Below are 21,350 nucleotides of genomic sequence, written 5' to 3'. Positions count from 1 at the left end.
CGGGGCGGGCTGCGGCGGGGCCTGCTCGTTCGACTGCTGCGAGCAGGCGGCGAGCGCGATGGAAGTGGCAATCACGATCGTGCGGAGGCGGAGCATCTTGGGTTCCCCATGTGGGCAGTACAAACCCCGAGCCTAACCACACCCGGATACAGGTGCCAAGGGCCGGAAGCACTGGCACCCGCTTTTTGTGGGAGCGCACCCTGTGCGCGACGGGCGAGAAGGGGTGGGGGCGCAAGCCCACGCCTCCGTCGCAATATGCAGGCTGGCCTAGGTGGCCGGACTTGGCGCCCCCGCCACCCGTCCCCGATTCCCACGCCGTGTCCGTCGCGCACAGGGTGCGCTCCCACAGACAAACATAGTGGCGGGGGCTAGGCCCGGCGCATGTCGCGCAGCTGCCAGCTCGGCCCGATCAGCAGGTTCAGGCGGTGCCGCACGATGCTCATCGGCAGGCTGGTGACCAGGTCCACGTCGATGCGCAGGTCGTGGACGTGGGCACTCACGGTGGCCGACGGGTCGGTCGCCGCCAGCGCGGGATCGACCTCGTCCGGTTCGTCCTGCATGGCCCGCCAGCGCTCGAACAGCACGGGCGTGCGCAAGGCCGCCTGCACCGCCGCGGCCAGGTCGTCCGGGCCGGCGCCATCGTAGCTCAGCGCGGGCACCGGGCCGCGGGCCCGTGCGAGGTCGTCGATGGAAAGGTAGTAATGACTGCGAATGGGCATGGCGGCGGCCTCCTGCGTCGTCGATGGACAGGCCCGGACCGGTCTCGCCGACCATGGGCCATCGGCACCGCCAATGGGTGCGGTGCGACGTGAAACTCACGCCAACAACGGGGCGATGTCCAGCAGCGACGACACCTCCCGTGGCGAGCCGCCATGCGGCAGCACGCCGAGGCAGGGCGCCGGCAGCCATTGGCGCAGGGTGGCCAGGTTTTCCTCCACGGCCGCCATGTCCGGGTCGATGCGGTTGCCGATCCAGCCCACCAGCCGGCAGCCATCGGTGGCGATCGCGCGCGCGGTCAGCAAGGCATGGCTGAGGCAACCCAGCCGCAGCCCCACCACCAGGATCACCGGCAGTTGCCATTGCCGCGCGATGTCCGAGGCCAGCAAGCCGCGCGAGAGCGGCACCATCCAGCCGCCCACGCCTTCCACCAGCACCGCATCGTGCATGTCGCGCAGGCGCTGGAAGGCGTCGAGCAAGGGCGCCAGCCCGATCTCCACGCCCTCGCGGGCGGCGGCCAGGTGCGGCGAAAGCGGCTCGCGCAGCGCCACCGGATTGATCCACTCGTACGGCATCGGCGCGCTGCTGGCCGCCTGCAGCGCCAGCGCGTCCTCGTTGCGCAGCCCCTCGGCCGTCTCGGCGCTGCCGCTGGCCACCGGCTTCATGCCGCAGGCGTGCAACCCGCGGGCGCGCCAGGCATGCAGCAGCGCGCAGGTCGCATGGGTCTTGCCAACGCCGGTATCGGTGCCCGCGATGAAGAACGTCGACATGCCGTGGTCTCCAGGGGTCTCCGCGCCGCGCATCGGCGCATAATACGGCCTTTGCCGCCGGGGCTCCCACCATGTTCGAAGCAACCACGCAGACCTACGCCAGCAAGCGCGAGCACTACGAGGACCTGTGCAGCCAGGCGCGCGGCCTGCTGGCGGGCGAGACGGACGTCATCGCCAATGCCGCCAACTTCGCGGCGCTCGTTTTCCATAGCCTGCCGGACCTGAACTGGAGCGGCTTCTACCTCTACGACGGCACCGAGCTGGTAGTGGGTCCGTTCCAGGGCAAGCCGGCCTGCATCCGCATCGCGCTCGGCCGCGGCGTCTGCGGCACTGCGGCGCAGACGCGCCAGACCCAGGTGGTGCGCGACGTCAATGCCTTCGACGGCCACATCGCTTGCGACGCCGCCTCGCAATCGGAGATCGTGGTGCCGCTGGTGCGTGCCGACGGCCGCCTGTTCGGCGTGTGGGACGTGGACAGCCCCTCGATCGCGCGCTTCGACGAGGATGACCGCGCAGGCATGGAGGCGTTGTGCGCGATCTTCATGGAGAGCGCGGGGTCATAGGGCCGGAATGGGTAGCGGGGCGCGAAAACCGGGCGCCATGCTTCCCAGTCCCGCGGATCATTCACGCGGGGTCCTGAGCAGGGTCATCACCGCCTCGCGCGCTTCCTCCACGCCGGTCGGCGTCTGCGAGGAGAACACCTGCGCCGTTGCCTGCGTGCCGCCCGCCGCCAGTTCCTTGCGCAGGGCCGCCAGCGCCTGCGTCGATTGGTTGCGCGACAATTTGTCCGCCTTGGTCAGCAGCACGTGGCAAGGCAGGGCCGTGGCGAAGCAGAACGCCAGCATCATGCGGTCGAAGTCCTTGAGCGGATGGCGAATATCCGCGATCAGCACGATGCCGCGCAGGCTGCGGCGATGGTGCAGGTAGGCATCGATCTCCTGCTTCCAGTGTTCGCGCAGCTCCGGCGGCACCTTCGCGTAGCCATAGCCCGGCAGGTCCACCAGCCGCGTGGGCTGCGGCGAATGGTCCTCGCCCCGCCCCTGCGGCGGCAGCGAAAACACCACCATCTGCTGGGTGCGGCCCGGCGTCTTGGAGGTGCGCGCCAGGCCGCGATGGCCTGTCAACGCATTGAGCGCGCTGGACTTGCCCGCGTTGGAGCGTCCGGCGAAGGCCACTTCCGCGCCATGATCGGGCGGAAGCTGTGAAATTCGGTGGGCGGCCAAGACGAATTGGGCGCCCTGCAGCGGATTGGACATGGTTTGACCGGGTAGGGTGGCGCAGAGATAATCCGGCAGTTTCTGCCAGTTGCGGACGTGCTGGCCAGCGCGAGCCGTGCAGCCCTAGCAGTTTTTCGGGAGACAAGTGTATGAGTTTTCGGCCCGCCGGTTCCCGGCTTGCTGTAGTTCGTTATGCCGTAGTCCTCGTCTTTGCACTGTCTTCCGGCGCGCTGTTCGCCCAGGAAGCCAAGGCCCCTGCCGCGCCACCAGCCGAAGCCTCCGCCATGGACAAGCCTGGCGATGCCAGCGCGGGGGCCGGCAAGGCCGCCGTCTGCGGCGCCTGCCATGGCATGGACGGCAATTCGACCGACGCGCAGTATCCCAAGCTCGCCGGCCAGCAGGCGTCCTACATCGTGCACCAGCTGACCAGCTTCAAGAGCGGCAAGCGCCAGAACCCGATCATGCTGGGCATGGCCACGCCGCTGTCCGAGCAGGACATGCGCGACGTCGCCGCCTATTTCTCCAGCAAGCAGTCGCTGCCGGGCGTGGCCGACCAGGCGCTGGTCGAGCGCGGCGAACAGCTGTACCGCCAGGGCGACACCGCCAAGGGCGTGCCGGCCTGCATGGCCTGCCACGGCATCGACGGCCGCGGCAACCCGGGCGCCATGTACCCGCAGCTGACCAGCCAGCATGCGCAGTACGTCGAGGCCACGCTGAAGTCCTGGCACGACGGCACCACCTGGGGCGACGAAGCCCATGCGCAGATCATGCCGGCCATCGCCAAGAAGCTCGACGAGAAAGACATCGCCGCCGTGGCCAGCTACATTGAAGGCCTGCACGCGACCGGCGGCGCATCAGGCGCTTCGGGCGCCGCCGCCAAGTAATCGCCCCGACACGCCGGCCCCTGGCCGGCGTGTCCGTTCCAAGCCAGACCATCCCGTACCGAGGTTCCACCATGCTGAAGCGTTTGTCGTCCCTGTGCGTCGTCCTGCTCGCCCTCGCGGCCTGCAGCAACAACAACGACAACGCCGGCACGGCCCAACCGCAGGCACCCGCGCCCGTCCCGGCCGCCACCGCTCCCGCCACGTCGGCGCCCGCCGCCCCGAACGCCGCCGCGCCGGCCGACGCCAGCAGCACCCCGGCCAGCGCGGGCACCACGGCCCAGGCACCGGCCGCGCCCGCCCCGGCACCGGCCGCGCCGTTCGTGGACGATGGCAAGTGGGTGGAAGGCAAGCATTACTTCCGCATCGAGCCGGCCCAGCCCAAGCTCACCAACACCGACAAGATCGAAGTGGTCGAGGTGTTCTCCTATGGCTGCCCAGCCTGCAACCAGTTCCATCCCTCCATGAACAAGCTGGTGCAGGAACTGCCGGCCGATGCCGTGGTGGCCTATCTGCCGGCTTCGTTCATGCCGCAGGAGAACTGGCCGATGCTGCAGCGCGCCTACCTCACCGCGCTGGCCCTGGGCGTGGCCGACAAGGGCAACGACGCGATGTACGACGCCGTGTGGAAGAGCCAGGAGCTGAGCGCCATGCAGGGCAGTGGCCTCAAGCCGGCCTCGGCCCTGCCCACGCTGGACGACGCCGCCAAGGTGTACGCCAAGTTCGGCGCCGATCCGAAGGAATTCGTGGCGGTGGCCAACTCCTTCACCATCAACACCAAGGTCAAGCGCGCCGACGAGCTGGTGAAGGCCTATGGCGTGGAGGAGACGCCGACCCTGGTGATCGACGGCAAGTACCGCTTCACCCCGCGCTCGGCCGGCGACTACGAGAAGGTGATTGAACTCGCCAAGTGGCTGGTGTCCAAGGAGGCGGCCGGCAAGTAGGCCGCACCGCTTCCCATCCCCCGACCCAGCGAAGAGAGAGCTCCATGTTCAAGCGTTTCGCCCGCCTCCGCGCCGTGACCCTGCTCGCCGGCCTGCTGCTCGCCACCGCCTGCACGGCCTCCTCCAACGACCCGGCGCCGTACACCGAGGGCACCGAATACGTCGCCATCCCCGGCCAGCCGCATCGCTACGACAGCGACGGCAAGGTGGAAGTGGTCGAGGTGTTCTCCTACGGCTGCATCCATTGCGCCCACTTCGCGCCGATCGCCGAGCAGATGCGCAAGCAGCTGCCGGCCGGCGTGGTGTTCAAGCTGGTGCCCGCCGCGTTCAACGACGAGTGGGTGCCCTACGCCCGCGCCTACTACGCCGCCAAGAAGCTGGGCGTGCTGGAGCAGACCCACCTGGCGCTGTTCCAGGCCAAGTTCGCCGATCATTACCCGATCTCCACGCTGGACGAGCTGGCCGACTTCTATGCCAGCCACGGCGTGAAGCGCGACGACTTCATGCGCATCGCCACCTCCGACGAGGTGACCGCGCAGATCCGCAAGGACGCCGCGCTGGTGCAGCAGTGGCAGGTGGACGGCACCCCGACCATCGTGGTGGACGGCAAGTACCGCAGCGCCAGCATCAAGACCCTGGACCAGCTGTCCGCCCTGACCCAGTGGCTGGCCAAGCGCGAGCTGGCCGGCGGCAAGTAGGCCCGCCCCGGAAACTGTCCCCGCGTTCACAAGCCGACGGGCATCCTTGCAGGCCAGGGCCGTCGCCGCGATGGCGGCGGCCACCCGTTTGCCGCTACCCTGCCCGCCCGATGAACCGCGCCGACACCCCGCCCCCCGCAGCCCCCGAGCGCCGCCTGCGCCTGCTGAGCTGCAACATCCTGGCCGGCGCCAGCGTGCAGCGCTACAGCGAATACGTCACCCGCAGCCTCAACGCGGTGCTGCCGGGCCGCAGCAAGCTGGACAACCTGGACCGCCTGGCCGAGGTGCTGCCCCAGTTCGACGTGATCGGCCTGCAGGAGGTCGACGCGGGCAGCCTGCGCTCGGGCTTCCTCAACCAGACCCGCTACCTGGCCGAGGCGGCGGGCATGCCGTTCTGGAGCCACCAGCCCAACCGGCAGATGGCCCGCCTGGCGCACACCGCCAACGGCCTGATCAGCCGCCTGGAGCCCTCCAGCGTGCTGGACTATCCGCTGCCCAGCCGCATCCGCGGCCGCGGCGCCCTGCTGGCCCGCTTCGGCGAGGGCAGGGACGCGCTGGCGGTGATGATCGCCCACCTCTCGCTGAGCGCGCCCGCACGCGCCAGGCAGCTGGGCCTGATCGCCGAGGTGCTGCAGGACTATACCCATGCGGTGCTGATGGGCGACCTCAACACCGACGCGCACAGCGCCGAGATGAAGCACCTGTTCGCCAGGTGCAGCCTGGTGCCGCCGGCGCAGGCCACGCCGACCTTCCCCAGCTGGAGGCCGCGACGGGCGCTGGACCACATCCTGACCTCCGAGGCGATCCAGGTCGACAAGATGTGGGCGTTGCCGCAGGCTTTCTCCGACCACCTGCCGCTGGCCGCCGAGATCCGGCTGCCCGGCCACGTGGCCCCCCGCCCCCACCGACTGCGCCGATGAAGCGAATCCTCCTCCTCGTCCTGCTCTGGCTGCTGGTGCTCGGCATCGGCATCGTGGCCGCCCTGCTGCGCTATGGCCTGGTGGAATCGGCCGACGTGGCGCGCGTGTGCGACGCCAGCAAGACGCTGGCCTGCGACCTGCGCCATGTCACCGTGCTCGGCTTCATCACCGGCAACGTCGGCAGCTTCCGGATCGGCGTCTACGGCTGGACCGCGCTGGCCGCCACCGTGCTGGCGCTGTGGCGCGCGAACCTGTTCACCGCCTGGCTCGCCGCCGCCACCGGCGCGGTGGCGGTGCTGCTGTATTGCTTCGAGCCAGGGGCGCTGGCGCTACTGGTGGGCTGCCTGCGTCTGGCGCGCCTTGGCGCTGCGCCGCCACGCGACGAACACGGCCCCGACCAGCATCAGGTTCACGCCCAGCCATAGCCAACTGGCCGGATTCTGGCCGATGTCCTGCGCCACCGTGACGGCGGCGAGCAGCGGCAGCGCCACGCCGATCAGGCGCTCCTCCACCGAAGGCGTCCACGCCTCCGGGCGATCCAGCAGGGCGGCGAGGAAATACCCCATCGCCGGCAGCCAGAACAGTCCCAGCGGGAAATCGCGGTAGCGCCCGTCGAAGGCCAGCAGCAGGCCGTAGTAGGCCAGCACGAACAACCAGGCGAAGCGCGGCCCGTGTCCGGGCGAGGATTTCACCGGACGTCCCGCCAGCCACGCGCCGATGTGGCGGGCCAGGCCGATCGCGGTGGCCAGCGCCAACAGGCACAGCACGCCGGCGACGGCCCATTCGAAATGGTCGCGGCAGGCGTACCACATCTGGCGGAACTGCCAGGCCAGCGCGGTGCCGGTGACGAAACCAGCCAGCGCCATGGCCAGCCGCGCCCGGCGCGAGCGCCATTGGCTGCGCCACCATCCGGCCAGCACGAACAGCAGCGCGCCCGCCGCGCCGGCCCACCAGCCCAGCTCCCAGCGCGGTTCTTCCACCACCGCGCCCTGCATGGCGAACTTGGGCCGGGCCTGGTCGTCGAAGATGCCCCAGTAGCCGCCCACGGTGCCTTCCTGCTCGCGCTTCCACGGCTGGTCGAAGGCCTCGATCACGTTGTAGGGCATGTCCACGCTGCTGGCATAGCGCAGGAACTCGCGCAGGTAGCGCGCCTCGTTGACCAGGCTGGCCGCCGCGCCACGCCGCTGCTTGCCCTCGCTGGGCCAGCCGGTCTCGCCGATCATCACCGCGCGGCCGGGAAAGCGCGCCTTCATGCGCGCATACACCTCGGCCACGTGCTGCACGGCGTCGCGCGGCTCCACCGGCTCATCCTCCCAATAGGGCAGGATGTGGACGGTGATGTAGTCCACCGCGGCGGCCATCTCCGGGTAGTGCAGCCAGAACTCCCACACGTCGGCATAGGTCACCGGTACATGCGTGTCGTGGATGCCGTCGCGCACTTCCTTCACGTAGCCGGCCAGCGCCTTGGGCGACTGCTCGCCGCGCAGTAGCACCTCGTTGCCGACGATCACTCCGCGCAGCACTTCCGGATAGGCCTTGGCCATGGCGATGCCGGCCTTGATCTCGTTCTCGTTGGCCACCGGGTCGCGGCCGATCCAGATGCCCATCAGCACTTTCATGCCGTAGCGCTGGGCGATCTGCGGCACCGCGCTGAGCCCGAAGCCCTGCGAATAGGTGCGCACGCAATCGAAGCGCTGCGACAGCGCGCGCAGGTCGGCGTCGATGCGATCTGGCTGGACATAGGCATGGATGTCCAGCGGCGTCTCGCCCGGCTTGCGGAAGGGCGCGTAGGACACGCAGGCGATGCGCGCGCTGGGCGCCTCGGGCAAGGGCACCGGGCGACCGATCTGCCACCACCAGTACGCTCCCGCCACGGCCGCCACGACGAGGATCAGCCAGGCGAGCGGCGCGATACGGGGCGACGACGGAGACGTTGGCGACATGCGCTTCCTGGGAATGCGCCGGACGCGGCGCCGTGGGGCGGGGATTCTAACAGGCGGCCCGGCCCCGCCACGTGGTGACCCGTTCACGCCGCCGTTTCACGCCACGCTCAGCGGCGGTTGGCCATGCTGCGGAATTCTGCGCAGCGCGCCGCCCTTGCGGACACCGCAAAGTAAGCTTGCGCAGGCTAGGCAAAGGAGTTGGTTCCATGTCCCTTCGCGCAGCACCGCGGCGACTCGTCCGAGGCCTGCTCACCGTGCTGGCCGGCTGGTGCCTGGCCAGCGCCGTCCACGCCACCGAGCCCACCGATGCGCAGCGCGCGGCCTTCAGGCAGGCCTATGCCACCGCCCAGCAGCAGGGCGGCGACGCCTGGCGCGGACAGGCCACGGGACTGGAAAGCTATCCGCTGTACCCCTACCTGGAGGCCGCGGCGCTCACCCACGACATCCAGCAGATCGACCGCGCCCGGGTCGAGGCCTACCTCAAGCGCTATCCCGGCCTGATCCCGGCCAGCGACCTGCGCCGCGACTTCCTCGCGGAACTGGCGCGCCGCCAGGACTGGGACGGCTTCCTGGCGATGTACCAGCCCGGCCTGGGCGATGCGCTCGCCTGCGACGCGCTGCAGGCGCAGTTGAGCCGGGGCGGCCAGCTCGACTTCGACCGCGACCTCGCCGCCCTGTGGACCAAGCCGCGCCTGCCCGGCGCTTGCGACCCGGTGCTCGACGCGGCGCATGGCCAGGGCCTGCTCACGCCGCAGCGCCTATGGGACCGCATCGACCGTGCCGCCGACGCCAACCAGCCCGGCACCATCGACACCCTCGCCGGCTGGCTGCCGGCGGACCAGGCCGCGGCCGCCCAGCGCATCGCCTCGGCCCTGCGCGATCCCGGCACGGCGACCACCTCCGCCGCGCAGTGGCCCGACACGCCGCGCGGCCGCCAGGCGGCGATGCTCGCGCTGGAGCGCCTGGCGCGGCGCCAGTCGGTCACCGCCGACATCGCCTGGCAGAAGCTGCAGGACCGCTTCAGCTTCACGCCCGAGCAGCGCAACCGCGTGCTGTACGCGCTGGCGCTGTTCCATGCCACCGACTACGACGACAGCGCGATCGCGCGCCTGGTCGCCCTGCCGCCCTCGGTGCAGACCGACACCAGCCGCGAATGGCGCGTGCGCGCCGCCCTGGCACGGCAGGACTGGAGCGCGGTGCTCGCCGCCATCGACGCGATGCCGCCCACGCAGCAGCAGGATGGCGAATGGCGCTGGTTCCGCGCCCGCGCCCTGACCGCGCTGGGCCGCGACGGCGAGGCCCAGCACATCCTCGCCGGGCTGGCGCAGGAGCCGACCTTCTTTGGCTTCCTTGCCGCCGACCGCACCAGCGCGCCCTACGGCATCTGCCAGCTGACGCTCGACGGCGACCCGCAGCGCGAGCAGGCACTGCTGGCCAATCCCGGCCTGCAGCGCGCGTTCGAGCTGTATGCGGTGGACCTGCCCCGCCAGGCCCGCCGCGAATGGACGCAGGCGCTGGACGGCGCCGATGCGCCGACACTCAGGCTCGCGGTCGATCTCGCCTACCGGCGCGGCTGGTACGACCGCGCGGTGTTCACCTTCAACAGCGGCGACGCCCTGCGCTACTACGAGCAGCGCTTCCCGCTGGCCGGCCAGGATGGCCTGGTACCGCAGGCGCGGGAAGCGGGCATCGATCCCTCCTGGGCCTACGCCATCCTCCGCGCGGAGAGCGCATGGATGAGCGACGCGCGCTCCGGCGCCGACGCGCGCGGCCTGATGCAGCTGCTGCCGGGCACCGCCGCGCTGGTGGCCAAGCGCAACGGCCTGCCCTGGGGCGGCGGCGACACGCTGTTCGACCCGGTCACCAACATCGTCCTGGGCACGCGCTACCTGGCGCAGATGGCCGAGCGCTTCGGCGGCTCCATCTGGCTGGCCAGCGCGGCCTACAACGCCGGCCCCAACAAGGTCGACCAATGGCTCGACGCGCGCGGCTCGCTGGCACCCGACCTGTTCGTCGCCACCATCCCCTACAAGGAAACGCGCGAATACGTGGCACGGGTGATGTCCTTCGCGGTCATTTACGACTGGCGCCAGCACGGCAACGCGATGACACTGTCCGAGCGCATGACGCCGATCGGGCAGGGCCTGCGCCTGGCCGACGGCGGCGGCCAGCGCAAGCCGGTGGCTTGCCCGGTCGTGGCGGCGTCCACGCCGGCCGGGGCGGCCACCGCCGCGCCGGCCAGCAGCATGTCGCCGCCCGCCGCCACATCCGGCGGTACGCGTTGATAGGGAGAAACACCGTGACAGGCAAGGCACAGCGACTGGTCGTGCTCGGCGGCACCGGATTCGTGGGCGCGCATCTGCTGCCGCGGCTGGCGGCGGATGGCCATCATCTCCTGCTGCTGTCGCGCAACCGCGAGCGGCGGCGCGCGCTTGGCGTGCTGCCTTCGGTGCGCATCCGCAGCGTGGACGTCTACGACGGCAACGCCCTGCGCCGGCAGTTCGACGGCGCCGATGCGGTCATCAACCTGGTCGGCATCCTCAACGCGCAGGGCGACCAGACCTTCCACCACGCGCACGTGGAGCTGACCCAGCGCGTGATCGCCGCCTGCCAGTCGGCTGGCGTGGCGCACCTGCACCAGATGAGCGCGCTGAAGGCCGGCCAGGGCCTGTCGCAGTACCTCAAGAGCAAGGGCGAAGCCGAGCAGCACGTACGCCATTCCTCGCTGGACTGGACCATCTACCAGCCCAGCGTGATGTTCGGCGCCGGCGGCGGCCTGGTGGCGCGCTTTGCCCAATTGCTCAAGCAACTGCCGGCATTGCCGCTGGCGCGCGCCTCGTCGCGGCTGGCGCCCACCTGGGCCGGCGACGTGGCCGAGGCCATCGCGCGTTGCGTGGCCGACACCACGCTTGGCCTCGGCCGCAGCTTCGAACTGTACGGGCCCGACGTGCTGACCCTGGGCGAGATCGTGCGCCAGATCCGCGACGCCGCTGGCCTGCGCACGCCGATCCTGCCGCTGCCCGACGGCCTCGGCCGCCTGCAGGCGCAAGTGGCCGAATGGCTGCCGGGCAAGCCGTTCTCGCTGGACAACTTCCGCACCCTGCGCACGGATTCGGTGGGCAAGGTGGACGGCTACGCCGCGCTCGGCATCGTGCCGCAGGCGCTGGACGCATGGTTGCCTGTGTTGCTGGGCGTGCCGGCGCGGCAGCGGAGGTTGGCGGCGGCGCGGGTGCGGGCCAGGTAGAGGGTGTTGTTGCGGCGCTGCCGCTGTGTGTCCGCCGCAATAAAGTCCCCCATGCCCATGGCAAAATCCCCCCATGCGCATCTACCTCGTCGGCGGCGCCGTCCGCGACAAGCTGCTGGGAAGGCCGGTCGTCGACCATGACCACGTCGTCGTCGGCGCGCACCCGGAAGAACTGCTAGCGCAGGGCTACCGCCCCGTAGGCAAGGACTTTCCGGTGTTCCTGCATCCACGGACCGGCGAGGAGTACGCGCTGGCGCGAACCGAGCGCAAGACCGGCCACGGTTACCACGGCTTCGCCTTCCATGCCGATCCCTCGGTAACGCTGGAGGAGGACCTGGCTCGCCGCGACCTCACCATCAATGCGATAGCCGAGACCGAGGATGGCCGCCTGGTCGACCCCTTCCACGGCGCGCGGGACCTGGAACAGCGCCTGCTGCGCCACGTGTCGCCCGCCTTCGTGGAGGACCCGGTGCGCCTGCTTCGCGTGGCACGCTTCGCCGCGCGCTTCGCCCCGCTGGGTTTCACCGTGGCGCCGGAGACCATGGCGCTGATGCAGGCGATGGTGCGCGAGGGCGAGGTCGACCACCTCGTGCCCGAACGCGTCTGGCAGGAAACCCGCCGCGCCCTGGGCGAGGCACAGCCCTCGGCCTTCCTGCGCGTGCTGCGCGAATCGGGGGCACTGGCGGTGCTGTTTCCCGAGGTGGATGCCTTGTACGGCGTGCCGCAGCGTGCCGAGTTCCATCCGGAAGTCGATACCGGCGTGCACGTGGAGATGGTGCTGGACATGGCCGCCCGCATTGCGCCGGGCAACGACGTGGTGGGCTTCTGCGCGCTCACCCATGACCTGGGCAAGGCGCTGACGCCCGCTGCTGTGCTGCCGCGCCATCTGGGCCATGAGCATGCGGGAGTGCGTCCACTGCAACAGTTGGTGGCGCGGCTGAAGGTGCCCAACGAACATGCGGCGCTGGCCGAGCTGGTGTGCCGCGAGCACCTCAACGCCCACCGCGCGTTCGAGCTGAAGCCGGCCACGGTGCTGCGGCTGCTCACCGCGCTGGACGCCCTGCGCCGGCCGGAACGGCTGTCGCTGTTCCTGGCCGCCTGCGAGGCCGACAAGCGCGGCCGCCTCGGCCACCTGGACGATGCCTACCCCCAGGCCGGCTACCTGCAGCGTGCCCGCGATGCGGCGGCGGCCGTGACCGCCGAGCCCTTCGTGGCCAGGGGACTGCATGGGCCTGCCATCGGCGAGGCCATGGCGGCAGCCCGCGTGGCGGCCATTGCCGGCCTCGCCCCCCTCGCCTGAATGGCCGAAGCCCCTGAAAGCTTCCCGGAAGAAAGCGGCTCCTAAGGTAGGGATTTCATAATTGCCTACAACGCCACGCGTTCGATTCTGACGTGTATAAAGGCGGGTCGCCTGCATCCGCCCCGATGGCGAGGCGAAACATTTTCCAGCCGGAGCCATCCGTGTCGATCGCGTCCCATCCGACCTCCCCATTGCGCCAGCGCTTCCATCCATTGTGGTGGCTGGCCATCTGCTATGTCCTGATCGGTGCCGTCACCCGCATCGCCCTGCTCTCCATGGCGGGCGGCGGCGTGCCGCACAACCCGCTGTACTGGGCTTACGCGTTCGGCGTGGGCCTGTCCTACGACCTGATCGCCTTTGTCTACCTCGCCTGGCCGCTGCTGCTCTACCTGTGGCTGGTGCCGCGCCCGGTCTATGTGTCGCGCGTGGGCCAGTGGCTGCTGTATATCGGCGGCGCCGTGCTGCTGTTCGGCCTGCTGTTCGTGGGCGCCTCGGAACTGGTGTTCTGGGGCGAGTTCGGCACGCGCTTCAACTTCATCGCGGTCGATTACCTGGTCTATACCACCGAGGTCATCGGCAATATCCGCGAGTCCTATCCGCTGGGCACCTGGATCAGCCTGCTGGCGCTGGCCACGCTGGTGCTCGTGTGGCTCAGCCGCCGCGGCCTGAAGGCGCAGGATGGCGGCAGCCGCTTCCTGCAGCGAGGCAAGGTGGTGCTGGTGTGGCTGGTAATCACCGTGGTCACGGCGGTGGCGATCAAGGGCACCTACAAGGACCGCACCGACAATGCCTACGTGAACGAGCTGTCCGGCAATGGCGTCTACGAGTTCTTCGCCGCGTTCCGCAGCAGCCACCTCGACTACGCCCGCTTCTACCGCACCCTGCCGCAGGACGCCGCGTTCAAGCGCCTGCGCGAGCTGGTGAAGACGCCCGAGGCCACCTACGTCAACGACGACCCGCGCGACCTCACGCGCGAGATCCGCCATGCCGGGCCGGAGCGGCACCTCAACGTGGTGCTGATCAGCGTGGAGAGCCTCTCGGCCGATTTCCTCAAAGAGTTCGGCGACAAGCGCGGCATCACGCCCAACCTGGATGCGCTGATCGGCCAGAGCATGTTCTTCGACAACCTCTACGCCAACGGCACGCGTACCGTGCGTGGCCTGGAGGCACTGTCGCTGTCGGTGCCGCCCACGCCCGGCGACTCCATCGTCAAGGCGCACAACAACGAGAACCTGTTTTCGGTGGCCGACGTGTTCAACGACCGCGGCTACCAGTCGGACTTCGTCTACGGCGGCTACGGCTACTTCGACAACATGAACTATTTCTTCTCGCACAACGGCTATCGCGCGGTGGACCGCAACGATATCGGCCCGGGCGAGACGATCCACCACGAGAACGTGTGGGGCGTGGCCGACGAGGATCTCTACACTCTCGCGCTCAAGCAGATGGACGAGGCGCATGCGCAGGGCAAGCCGTTCTTCCTGCACATCATGACCACCTCCAACCATCGCCCGTTCACCGTGCCGGCCAACCGCGTACCGCAGAAGAACGGCACGCGCGAGGCCGCCGTGGCCTATACCGACTGGTCCATCGCCGACTTCATCAAGCGCGCGCAGGCCAAGCCGTACTTCGACGATACGGTGTTCGTGATCACCGCCGACCACTGCGCCTCCAGCGCGGGCCGTGCCAGCGTGCCGATCCACCGCTATCACATCCCGCTGTGGATCTACGCGCCCAAGCAGTTCCCGCCGCAGCGCGTGACGCGCCAGATGTCGCAGATCGACATCATGCCCACCGTGCTGGGCCTGCTGAACTTCAGCTACCGCAGCCGCTTCTTCGGCGCCGACGTGTTCCAGCGCGAGCCCGGCCGCGAGCGCGCCTTCCCGGCCACCTACGAGAAGCTGGGCTACCTGCACGGCGACGTGCTGTCCATCCTCGAACCGCAGCGCAAGGTGGAGCAGGTGCATCCGAACTTCATCAACGGCGACGCCACGCCCATCACGCCGATGGACGAGGGCCTGCTGGACGATGCGGCGGCCTACTACCAGTCAGCCGCCTACCTGTTCAAGCACGGCCTGTTGGCGCACAAGCCGGCGGATGACGTACCGGTACAGCCGGCGGCCGAGGCGGCGCCGGACGCACCAGCCCCACACTGATCCGGCAACGGCCCATTGCCACGCCGGCATGGCTGGGCGGCTACCCATCCCTCCCCCTGCGCGCAGGGGGAGGAGTCAACAGCGTGCCGCGCTTGCTCTCTCCACTGCTCGCAGGGGAGGGTTGGAGAAGGGTGCTTCCTGCTGCGAGCTCTCAGAGCCGGTCGCCCTGGTCGGCCTCCAGCAACTCGGCCGGCAGCGGCACCACCTCCATGCCGCGCGCGAACAGCATCGCCTGGAAGCGCTCGCCCATCTGGTCCGGCAGGGTCAGGCGCTTGACCTCCTGCGCCAGGCGGTAGCGCGCCGCCTCGTCGGGTGCGCCTTCGTACGCCGCGCCGAACGCTTCCTGCAGGCCGCTGCCGATCAGGAACTGCGCCTGCGACAGGTAGCCCGCCACGCCGAAGCCGGCACTGTTGCCTGCCTCGGCCAGCGCGGTGAAATCGACCGAGGCGGTCAGATCGTTGAGGCCCGGCAGATGTAGCGGATCGTTGTGCGCGCGGTGGCGGTAGTGCGCCATCAGCGTGCCGTCGCTGCGCTCGGGCAGGTAGTACTCGCGGCGCACGTAGCCGTAGTCGATGAACAGCATCACGCCGGCCACCAGCGAACCGGCGATGGCCTGCATCCAGTACGGCAGCTGCGGCAGGATCTCCGAGCGGTAGCCGTCGGGGAAGGCGGCATCGATATCGCGCTCCACATGGCGCACCGCGCCCGCGACCAGCATGTCGGCGGGACGGTCCACGCGCGTCAGGCGCCCTTCGCCGTCCAGCGCCACGTATTCCTCGTAGACCTCGCCCTCGCGCATGGCGAAGCGCGTGGTCGGCAGCGCGTCGATCACTTCGTTGGCGAACAGTACGCCGCGCCAATCGGCCTCGGGCGGCCGGTCCAACCATTGCACGCGGGCGAATGCGGCGGCGGGCAAGGCGGCGGCCAGGCGTTCGCGCTGGCGCTCGCGCAGGTCCGCACTGGGTTCCAGGATGGCATAGCGGCGCGGCAACGCGCCGTTGGCGGTGAACGCCTTCAGCGCCGCCTCGGCGAAGGCGCCGCTGCCGCCGCCCAGCTCAAGGAAATCGGCTTCTTCGCCGAGCATCTGCAGGACGGGATAGGTCACGCCCGCCACACAGCGCGCGAACAATTCGCCTAGCTCGGGCGCGGTGACGAAATCGCCGGCTTCGCCGAACTTGGTCGTGCCCGCGCTGTAGTAGCCCAGGCCGGGCGCATACAGGCAACGCTCCATGTACTGGGAAAACGGCATGGCGCCATGCGCGGCGATTTCCTCGCGCAGCCGGGCAAGCAAGCGGTCGGAATGGGCGCGCTCGTCGGCGCCGGGCTCGGGGAACTGGAAAGACATGCGCGTCACCTGCAAAGGAACGCGCCAAGGATAACCCATGCCCTGCCGCAGCCCCGGGGAGGCAAGGGCTGCGGCGGACATAGGGCCCAGCAGGCTTAGAAGCTGAAATCCTTCTGCAGGCTCAGGTAGACGCCGCGGCGCGGACCGAACTGCGGCGCGCCCACGCCCACGCCGGTGCCGTCGCGCAACTCATAGGTGCGGTCCAGCGCGTTGATCAGCGCCAGCTGCGTCTTGAGCTTGCCGAAGCCGCCGATGTCGAAGTCGTGCGCCACGTTGAGGTTGAGCTGGAAGTAGTACGGCAGCGACAGGCCGTTGGGCACGTCGCCGTCCTTGCGCAGGCCACTGCCGAAGACGTAGTCGGCGCCGACACGGGTGGCCTCGGTGAAGGCGTAGGTGACGCCGCCCGACGAGGTCATCTTCTGGTCGTGGTCCAGGTGGATCCAGTTGTCGTAGATGTAGGCCAGCTCGTCCGGATCGAAGTTGTACTGGCCGGTGATCACGCGCTTGCCCATGGCGCGGTTGTACGCCAGGTTGAAATACGCCGAGACGGGGCCGTTGTCGTAGTTGGCGGTGAATTCCGCGCCACGGATGCGGCCGTAGTCGTAGTTGAAGTTGGAGTAGATCAGCGCCGCGCCGAACTGCCCCTCGTCCTGCAGGCGGCTCACCTTGCGGTAGTACGCGTCCAGGCCCAGCGTCAGGGATGAGCCGAACTGCTGCTGGATGCCCAGGTCGTAGTAGTCCGAGCGCTCGGACAGCGGCAGGTTGTTGCCGCCGCTGGGCAGCGCGTTGGTGGTGCCGTTGAAGCGCGCGATGTTGCTGTCGTCGATCACCTCGGTGGCCGGCGGCGTGAAGTAGCGCGAGTAGCCGGCGTGGACGGTGGTGCTGTCGGTGGCCTGGTACACCAGGCCCACGCGCGGGCTCAGCTGGCTCTCGGTGCGGAACAGCTCGTAGCGGTCGCCGCGCAGGCCGTAGTTGACCGTCCACTTCTCGCCAATGCTCCACTCGTCCTGCAGGTAGGCGGACCAGGTGCGGGCGAGCAGCTTGGTGGCGTCATAGATGCCGATCGGCGTGGTGCTGGCCTGCGAGCCGTCGGGATTGGCCGGGAACACCAGCGAGTTGTCGCTGATGTTGCCGCGCTCGAACTCGCCGTAGACGCCGTAGCGCAGGGTGTGGCTGTCGCCCAGCGGGGTGGAGAAGTCCGCCTGCAGCGTATTGGCGCGGTTGGTGCGGTTGATGGTGGAGGCCACGCCGTTGAACATCAGGTCGCCGATGTCGTCCGGCGTGAAGCCCACGTGACTGTAGCGCTGGCCCGCCGACACCTGGTAGGCGGTGTCGCCCAGCTTGCCCTGCAGCGACAGCACGCCGAAGCGTGTGGTCTCGCGCTGGTTCTCGTTGAGCTTGGCCGAGTTGAAATCCACCGTGTCCAGATAGCCGAACTGCGGCTCCTGGTCCGGGTTGTTGGGAATCTGGAAGCGATTGTTGGTGACGCCGAACATGAAGCTCAGGCGCGTGTTGTCGTTGATCAGGTAGGAGATGTCGCCGAAGCCCTTCACCTGGTTGGTGTGGTCGTGGATGGGCTTGCGGCTGGCCGTCGGGTTCTCGATGCCGACATCGTTCTCCAGGTAGTTGGCGGTGACGAACCAGCTCCAGCGGTCGTTGCTGCCCCACAGCGAGGCGTTCGGGTTGAGTGTGCCGAACGAGCCGCCGGTGATGCCGACGCTGCCGCCATTGCCAAGGTCATGGCCGCTCTTGGTGTCGATGTCCACTACCGCGGCGGTGCGCAGGCCGTACTGCGCCGGCAGTGCGCCGTCGAGCACCTTCACGCTCTGGATGGTGCGCGCGTCCAGCGTCTGGCCGAAACCGGAGATCGACTCGGGGATGATCACGCCGTTGATGCGGTATTGCAGGTTGGCGTGGTCGCCGCGCACATGCAGGCCGCCGTAGGAATCCTGCACCACGCCGGGCGCCTGCAGCACCACCTGGTTGAGCGGAGTCGAATCGCCCAGCGGCAACTGCTGGATCGCCTTCTGGTCGATCACGTACTGGCTGGAGCCGGTATCCGGCGACAGCGAGTTGCGCGCCTGGTCGAGCGCGGCGTTCACGTCCACCGCGCCGAGCTGCTTCACCTTGGCGGGCTTGTTGCGGGAGGCCCCCTCCGACGCGCTGGTGGCCGAATCGGCGCCGGTATCCGCAGTCGGGCTGGTCTGGGCGAACGCCGCCGGGACGGTTCCCAGGGCAACGGCAAGGCTCAAGGCAAGCAAGGAATGTTTCATCAGGGTTCCGGAATGGGGCGGTGAGATTGTTGTTTTCGATACGTTATAACATACCCAACCGGGCCGACGGAACGCCTGCCCCAAAAGTCATGTCCAGTCGTTAAGCGAGGCGCCAGCGGCAGGTCAGCCGGGTTTCACCCGCCGCGCCTAGACTGTGAACCCGACGTCCGCCGAGCCGACCGCTATGTCCAAGCCCGCCTCCCAGCTTCCGGCGGTGATTACCGACCACAGCCGCGTGACCCAGGCCATCCTGGATTTCGTCAGCGAGATTCCTGGCAGCCGCGTTGAGGGCAGCCCGGAGCCGGAACGCGAGGCGCAGCGCCTGGCGGCCCGGGCCGCCCAGCGTGCGGCGCTGACCGCCGGTTCGCTGGCCCTGCCGCCCGGCCCGCTGGGCTGGCTCACCGTGCTGCCCGAGTTGATCGCCATCTGGAAGATCCAGGCGCAGATGGTCAGCGACATCGCCGCCGCCTACGGCAAGCATTCCGTACTGGGACGAGAGCAGATGCTGTGGTGCCTGTTCCGGCATACCGCCGCGCAGGCCTTCCGCGACCTGGTGGTTCGCGTGGGCGACCGCCTGCTGTTCCGTCGCATCACCTACACGGTGGCCGAGCGCATCGCCAAGACGGTGGGGATCAAGGTGACCCAGCGCGCGGTGGGCAACGGCCTCGCGCGCTGGCTGCCGGTGGCGGGCGCGGTGGGCGTGGGCACCTACGCGTACTACGACACCCGGCAGGTCGCGCGCACCGCCATCGCGATGTTCAGCGGCGCCATCGAAACGGCGGAAGGCGATACCGCGGCGACCGCCGGATGACGTTGCCAGCGCTTTGCGGCAAGCTCGCGTTCCAGTCGCGTCACGCAGGAGCCCGCGCATGAGTCCACGCCACGAGCGCCCCGTCGTCCTCATCACCGGCGCGGGCAAGCGCGTGGGCGCGGTGATCGCGCGCACGCTGCACGCCGCCGGCTACGACCTGGCCCTGCACCATCGCCATTCCGCCGCGGAAGCCGGGCTGCTCGCCGCCTCGCTGGAACGGCAACGCCACGGCAGCACCTGGACCGCGCAGGCCGAACTGGCCGACACGGACACCCTGCCCGCGCTGGTGCGGGGCGTTCTTGGCCGGTTCGGACGCCTGGATGCGCTGGTCAACAACGCCTCGGCGTTCTATCCCACGCCGGTGGGCACCGCCACGCCGGCGCAATGGAACGAGTTGTTCGCCTCCAACGCGCAGGCACCGTTCTTCCTCGCCCAGGCCGCCACGCCCGCGCTGCGCGAGGCGCGCGGCGCCATCGTCAACCTGGTGGACATCTACGCGGAGCGGCCGCTCGCCGACCATCCGCTCTACTGCATGGCCAAGGCCGCGCTGGCCGCCATGACGCGGTCGCTCGCGCTCGACCTGGGACCGGACGTACGCGTCAACGCGGTGGCCCCCGGCGCGGTGATGTGGCCCAGCGAGGGCAAGCCCTACGACGACCAGCAGGCCATGCTGGCCCGCACCCCACTGCAACGCGCCGGCTCGCCCGAGGATGTGGCCGGCGCTGTGTTGTGGCTGCTGCGCGACGCGCCGTTCGTGACCGGGCAGATCATCCGTGTCGATGGCGGCAGGACGCTGTCGGTGTAAAAGCCTGGACTAAGACAGCGCCAAGCGCGCGGGTTCCAACAGCCCGGTGACGCCGTTCCACAGGATCTGCACGCCGATGCAGAAGATCATGAACGCGAACAGGCGCATCACCACCCGGGTACCGACGTCGCCGAGCAGGCGCTCGACCCGGCAGGCGAACCGCACACACAGGTAGATGCAAGCGCTGAGCACCAGCAACGCCGCCGCGATGCCCGCCACATGCACGGGAAACGGACCGGTCTTGGGCGAGCTGGTGCCCAGCGCGATGGCGACGGCGATGGCGCCCGGCCCCACCGTCATCGGCAAGGTCAGCGGATAGAAGGCGCGCAGGCGCAGCACGCCCGCGCCAAGGCTCTCCTCGGCGCCCTCCGGCGACTTGGCCTCGTCCGGCGACTGCAACAGCTTCCAGCCCGCCATGGCGACGATGAAGCCGCCGGCCACGCGCAGCACGGGCACCGAAATGCCGAAGAAGGCCAGCACGTAGGCGCCCAGCAGCAGCGACAGCGACAGCAGCACCACGCTGTTCACGGTGATGCGCCGTGCCAGTTCGGCACGCTCCGCCTCGCGGGCGTGCGGCACCATGCTTAGCACGAGGAAGCCCACCGCCGGCGGATTGATGATGGGGAACAGGCTGGCGACGATGAGCAGCGTGGTCTTGAGCAATTCCTGCAGCATGGCGATGGCACCCGTATCGGACTGCGTGCATGGTGGCTTCTTCCCACGCCGCGGCTTTCGGGTTGCCACGTGGCCTTTCCAAAACGAACGGCAGGCTGCTTTCCGCGCCATCCGGCGAGGCGCGCCGGAGGCATGCATGCGCGGCCGCCGCATCCGTGCAACGCCACGCCGGGCCTTGCCTCTCCGACCGGCCGCCGTGTGAATCGGCAAAAGCGTGTGCCTCCGCGAAAACCTGCCGGCGCGCCGATGCCTAGCATGCGATCACTGGCTGTCGACGCGGCGTCATCCGCCTTGGCCATTGGCCTCTCGCTGCCAGGTTCATGCCATCACGCATTTTCCTTATCACCATTCCATGAGGCTCGTTACCATGAAGAAAGCCCTGTTCATCGGCATCATCATCGGCGCCGCCAGCACTTTTGGCTGCGCCACCATGGCCCAGCAGGCTCCCCGCGTCGACATCGGCTACCGCCACGGCAACCTGCGCGATGCGCAGGAACACATCGCGCAAGCCTGGCAACTCGTGAGCGATGCCCAGATCGACAACGACTACCAGTTGGGCGGACACGCCGGCCGCGCCAAGGCATTGCTGGCCCAGGCCGACGAGGAGCTTCGCCTGGCCGCCGACGTCTCCAACGAGCACGGTCGCTGACA

At 69.3% G+C, this 21,350-nt stretch carries 20 protein-coding genes; 13 read left to right on the top strand and 7 right to left on the bottom strand.

What is annotated here, in order from left to right; all coding sequences use genetic code 11:
* Positions 1 to 368: 368 nt before the first annotated feature.
* Both MJ605_RS17890 and bioD read right to left on the bottom strand, forming a co-directional pair.
* Entirely contained in the window at positions 369 to 719 is a 351-nt protein-coding gene (locus tag MJ605_RS17890) for a hypothetical protein (RefSeq protein ID WP_243042903.1), read from the bottom strand.
* Between the two features lie 96 nt (positions 720 to 815).
* Positions 816 to 1,487, bottom strand: a complete 672-nt coding sequence (gene bioD, locus MJ605_RS17885) for a dethiobiotin synthase (RefSeq protein WP_243042902.1) — start codon at positions 1,485 to 1,487, stop codon at positions 816 to 818.
* A gap of 71 nt (positions 1,488 to 1,558) precedes the next feature.
* Between bioD and MJ605_RS17880 the strand changes: the two genes are divergently transcribed.
* The gene (locus tag MJ605_RS17880; protein WP_243042901.1) at positions 1,559 to 2,050 is read left to right on the top strand and encodes a GAF domain-containing protein; all 492 of its coding nucleotides are present in this window, start codon (positions 1,559 to 1,561) and stop codon (positions 2,048 to 2,050) included.
* A 57-nt stretch (positions 2,051 to 2,107) separates the two neighbouring features.
* Here MJ605_RS17880 and yihA read toward each other — a convergent pair whose 3' ends face one another.
* The gene (gene yihA / locus MJ605_RS17875; RefSeq protein ID WP_243042900.1) at positions 2,108 to 2,743 is read right to left on the bottom strand and encodes a ribosome biogenesis GTP-binding protein YihA/YsxC; all 636 of its coding nucleotides are present in this window, start codon (positions 2,741 to 2,743) and stop codon (positions 2,108 to 2,110) included.
* A 110-nt stretch (positions 2,744 to 2,853) separates the two neighbouring features.
* Here yihA and MJ605_RS17870 point away from each other — a divergent pair, with 110 nt between their 5' ends.
* The 5 genes from MJ605_RS17870 to MJ605_RS17850 all read left to right on the top strand — a co-directional run bounded on the left by MJ605_RS17870 (position 2,854) and on the right by MJ605_RS17850 (position 6,572).
* A complete protein-coding gene (locus MJ605_RS17870; RefSeq protein WP_243042899.1) occupies positions 2,854 to 3,588 on the top strand; it encodes a c-type cytochrome in 735 nt (244 codons plus the stop codon).
* Positions 3,589 to 3,659: 71 nt separating this feature from the next.
* Positions 3,660 to 4,529: a thiol:disulfide interchange protein DsbA/DsbL gene (locus MJ605_RS17865; protein ID WP_243042898.1), complete on the top strand. Its 870-nt coding sequence runs from the start codon at positions 3,660 to 3,662 to the stop codon at positions 4,527 to 4,529.
* Between the two features lie 44 nt (positions 4,530 to 4,573).
* On the top strand, positions 4,574 to 5,227 hold the full coding sequence (locus MJ605_RS17860; protein WP_243042897.1) for a thiol:disulfide interchange protein DsbA/DsbL: 654 nt from the start codon (positions 4,574 to 4,576) through the stop codon (positions 5,225 to 5,227).
* 110 nt (positions 5,228 to 5,337) lie between these two features.
* Positions 5,338 to 6,147: an endonuclease/exonuclease/phosphatase family protein gene (locus tag MJ605_RS17855; protein ID WP_243042896.1), complete on the top strand. Its 810-nt coding sequence runs from the start codon at positions 5,338 to 5,340 to the stop codon at positions 6,145 to 6,147.
* Entirely contained in the window at positions 6,144 to 6,572 is a 429-nt protein-coding gene (locus MJ605_RS17850; RefSeq protein WP_243042895.1) for a hypothetical protein, read from the top strand. Before MJ605_RS17855 ends, MJ605_RS17850 begins: the two co-directional genes overlap by 4 nt.
* Here MJ605_RS17850 and MJ605_RS17845 read toward each other — a convergent pair.
* On the bottom strand, positions 6,477 to 8,090 hold the full coding sequence (locus MJ605_RS17845) for a glycoside hydrolase family 17 protein (RefSeq protein WP_243042894.1): 1,614 nt from the start codon (positions 8,088 to 8,090) through the stop codon (positions 6,477 to 6,479). The genes MJ605_RS17850 and MJ605_RS17845 overlap by 96 nt on opposite strands.
* 206 nt (positions 8,091 to 8,296) lie before the next feature.
* Here MJ605_RS17845 and MJ605_RS17840 point away from each other — a divergent pair, with 206 nt between their 5' ends.
* From MJ605_RS17840 to MJ605_RS17825, 4 genes are all read left to right on the top strand, one after another.
* Positions 8,297 to 10,375 (top strand): transglycosylase SLT domain-containing protein, encoded by a 2,079-nt coding sequence (locus tag MJ605_RS17840; protein WP_243042893.1) that lies wholly within the window; start codon positions 8,297 to 8,299, stop codon positions 10,373 to 10,375.
* Positions 10,376 to 10,389: 14 nt separating this feature from the next.
* A complete protein-coding gene (locus MJ605_RS17835) occupies positions 10,390 to 11,334 on the top strand; it encodes a complex I NDUFA9 subunit family protein (protein WP_243042892.1) in 945 nt (314 codons plus the stop codon).
* Between the two features lie 73 nt (positions 11,335 to 11,407).
* The gene (locus tag MJ605_RS17830; RefSeq protein WP_243042891.1) at positions 11,408 to 12,634 is read left to right on the top strand and encodes a multifunctional CCA addition/repair protein; all 1,227 of its coding nucleotides are present in this window, start codon (positions 11,408 to 11,410) and stop codon (positions 12,632 to 12,634) included.
* A 125-nt stretch (positions 12,635 to 12,759) separates the two neighbouring features.
* Positions 12,760 to 14,790, top strand: a complete 2,031-nt coding sequence (locus MJ605_RS17825; protein ID WP_425601028.1) for an LTA synthase family protein — start codon at positions 12,760 to 12,762, stop codon at positions 14,788 to 14,790.
* Positions 14,791 to 14,941: 151 nt separating this feature from the next.
* Here MJ605_RS17825 and MJ605_RS17820 read toward each other — a convergent pair whose 3' ends face one another.
* Both MJ605_RS17820 and MJ605_RS17815 read right to left on the bottom strand, forming a co-directional pair.
* Entirely contained in the window at positions 14,942 to 16,135 is a 1,194-nt protein-coding gene (locus MJ605_RS17820; protein WP_243042889.1) for a class I SAM-dependent methyltransferase, read from the bottom strand.
* 95 nt (positions 16,136 to 16,230) lie between these two features.
* Positions 16,231 to 18,408 carry a TonB-dependent receptor gene (locus MJ605_RS17815; RefSeq protein ID WP_243042888.1) on the bottom strand — a complete coding sequence of 726 codons (2,178 nt, stop codon included), beginning with the start codon at positions 18,406 to 18,408 and terminating at the stop codon, positions 16,231 to 16,233.
* A gap of 184 nt (positions 18,409 to 18,592) precedes the next feature.
* Between MJ605_RS17815 and MJ605_RS17810 the strand changes: the two genes are divergently transcribed.
* Positions 18,593 to 19,219, top strand: a complete 627-nt coding sequence (locus tag MJ605_RS17810; protein WP_243042887.1) for an EcsC family protein — start codon at positions 18,593 to 18,595, stop codon at positions 19,217 to 19,219.
* 58 nt (positions 19,220 to 19,277) lie between these two features.
* Positions 19,278 to 20,024, top strand: coding sequence for a pteridine reductase (locus MJ605_RS17805; RefSeq protein WP_243042886.1), 747 nt, complete (start codon positions 19,278 to 19,280; stop codon positions 20,022 to 20,024).
* Between the two features lie 9 nt (positions 20,025 to 20,033).
* On the opposite strand, the gene MJ605_RS17800 is transcribed toward MJ605_RS17805, so the two are convergent.
* Positions 20,034 to 20,768 (bottom strand): MarC family protein, encoded by a 735-nt coding sequence (locus tag MJ605_RS17800; RefSeq protein WP_243042885.1) that lies wholly within the window; start codon positions 20,766 to 20,768, stop codon positions 20,034 to 20,036.
* A gap of 298 nt (positions 20,769 to 21,066) precedes the next feature.
* On the opposite strand from MJ605_RS17800, the gene MJ605_RS17795 reads away from it, so the two are divergent.
* Positions 21,067 to 21,348: a hypothetical protein gene (locus tag MJ605_RS17795; protein ID WP_243042884.1), complete on the top strand. Its 282-nt coding sequence runs from the start codon at positions 21,067 to 21,069 to the stop codon at positions 21,346 to 21,348.
* Positions 21,349 to 21,350 lie beyond the last annotated feature (2 nt).

The organism is Dyella sedimenti, assembly GCF_022760995.1.
GTDB classification, from domain to species: domain Bacteria; phylum Pseudomonadota; class Gammaproteobacteria; order Xanthomonadales; family Rhodanobacteraceae; genus Dyella; species Dyella sedimenti.
The sequence above is the reverse complement of the archived record's forward strand: the minus strand, read 5'-3'. Positions and strand labels throughout refer to the sequence as shown.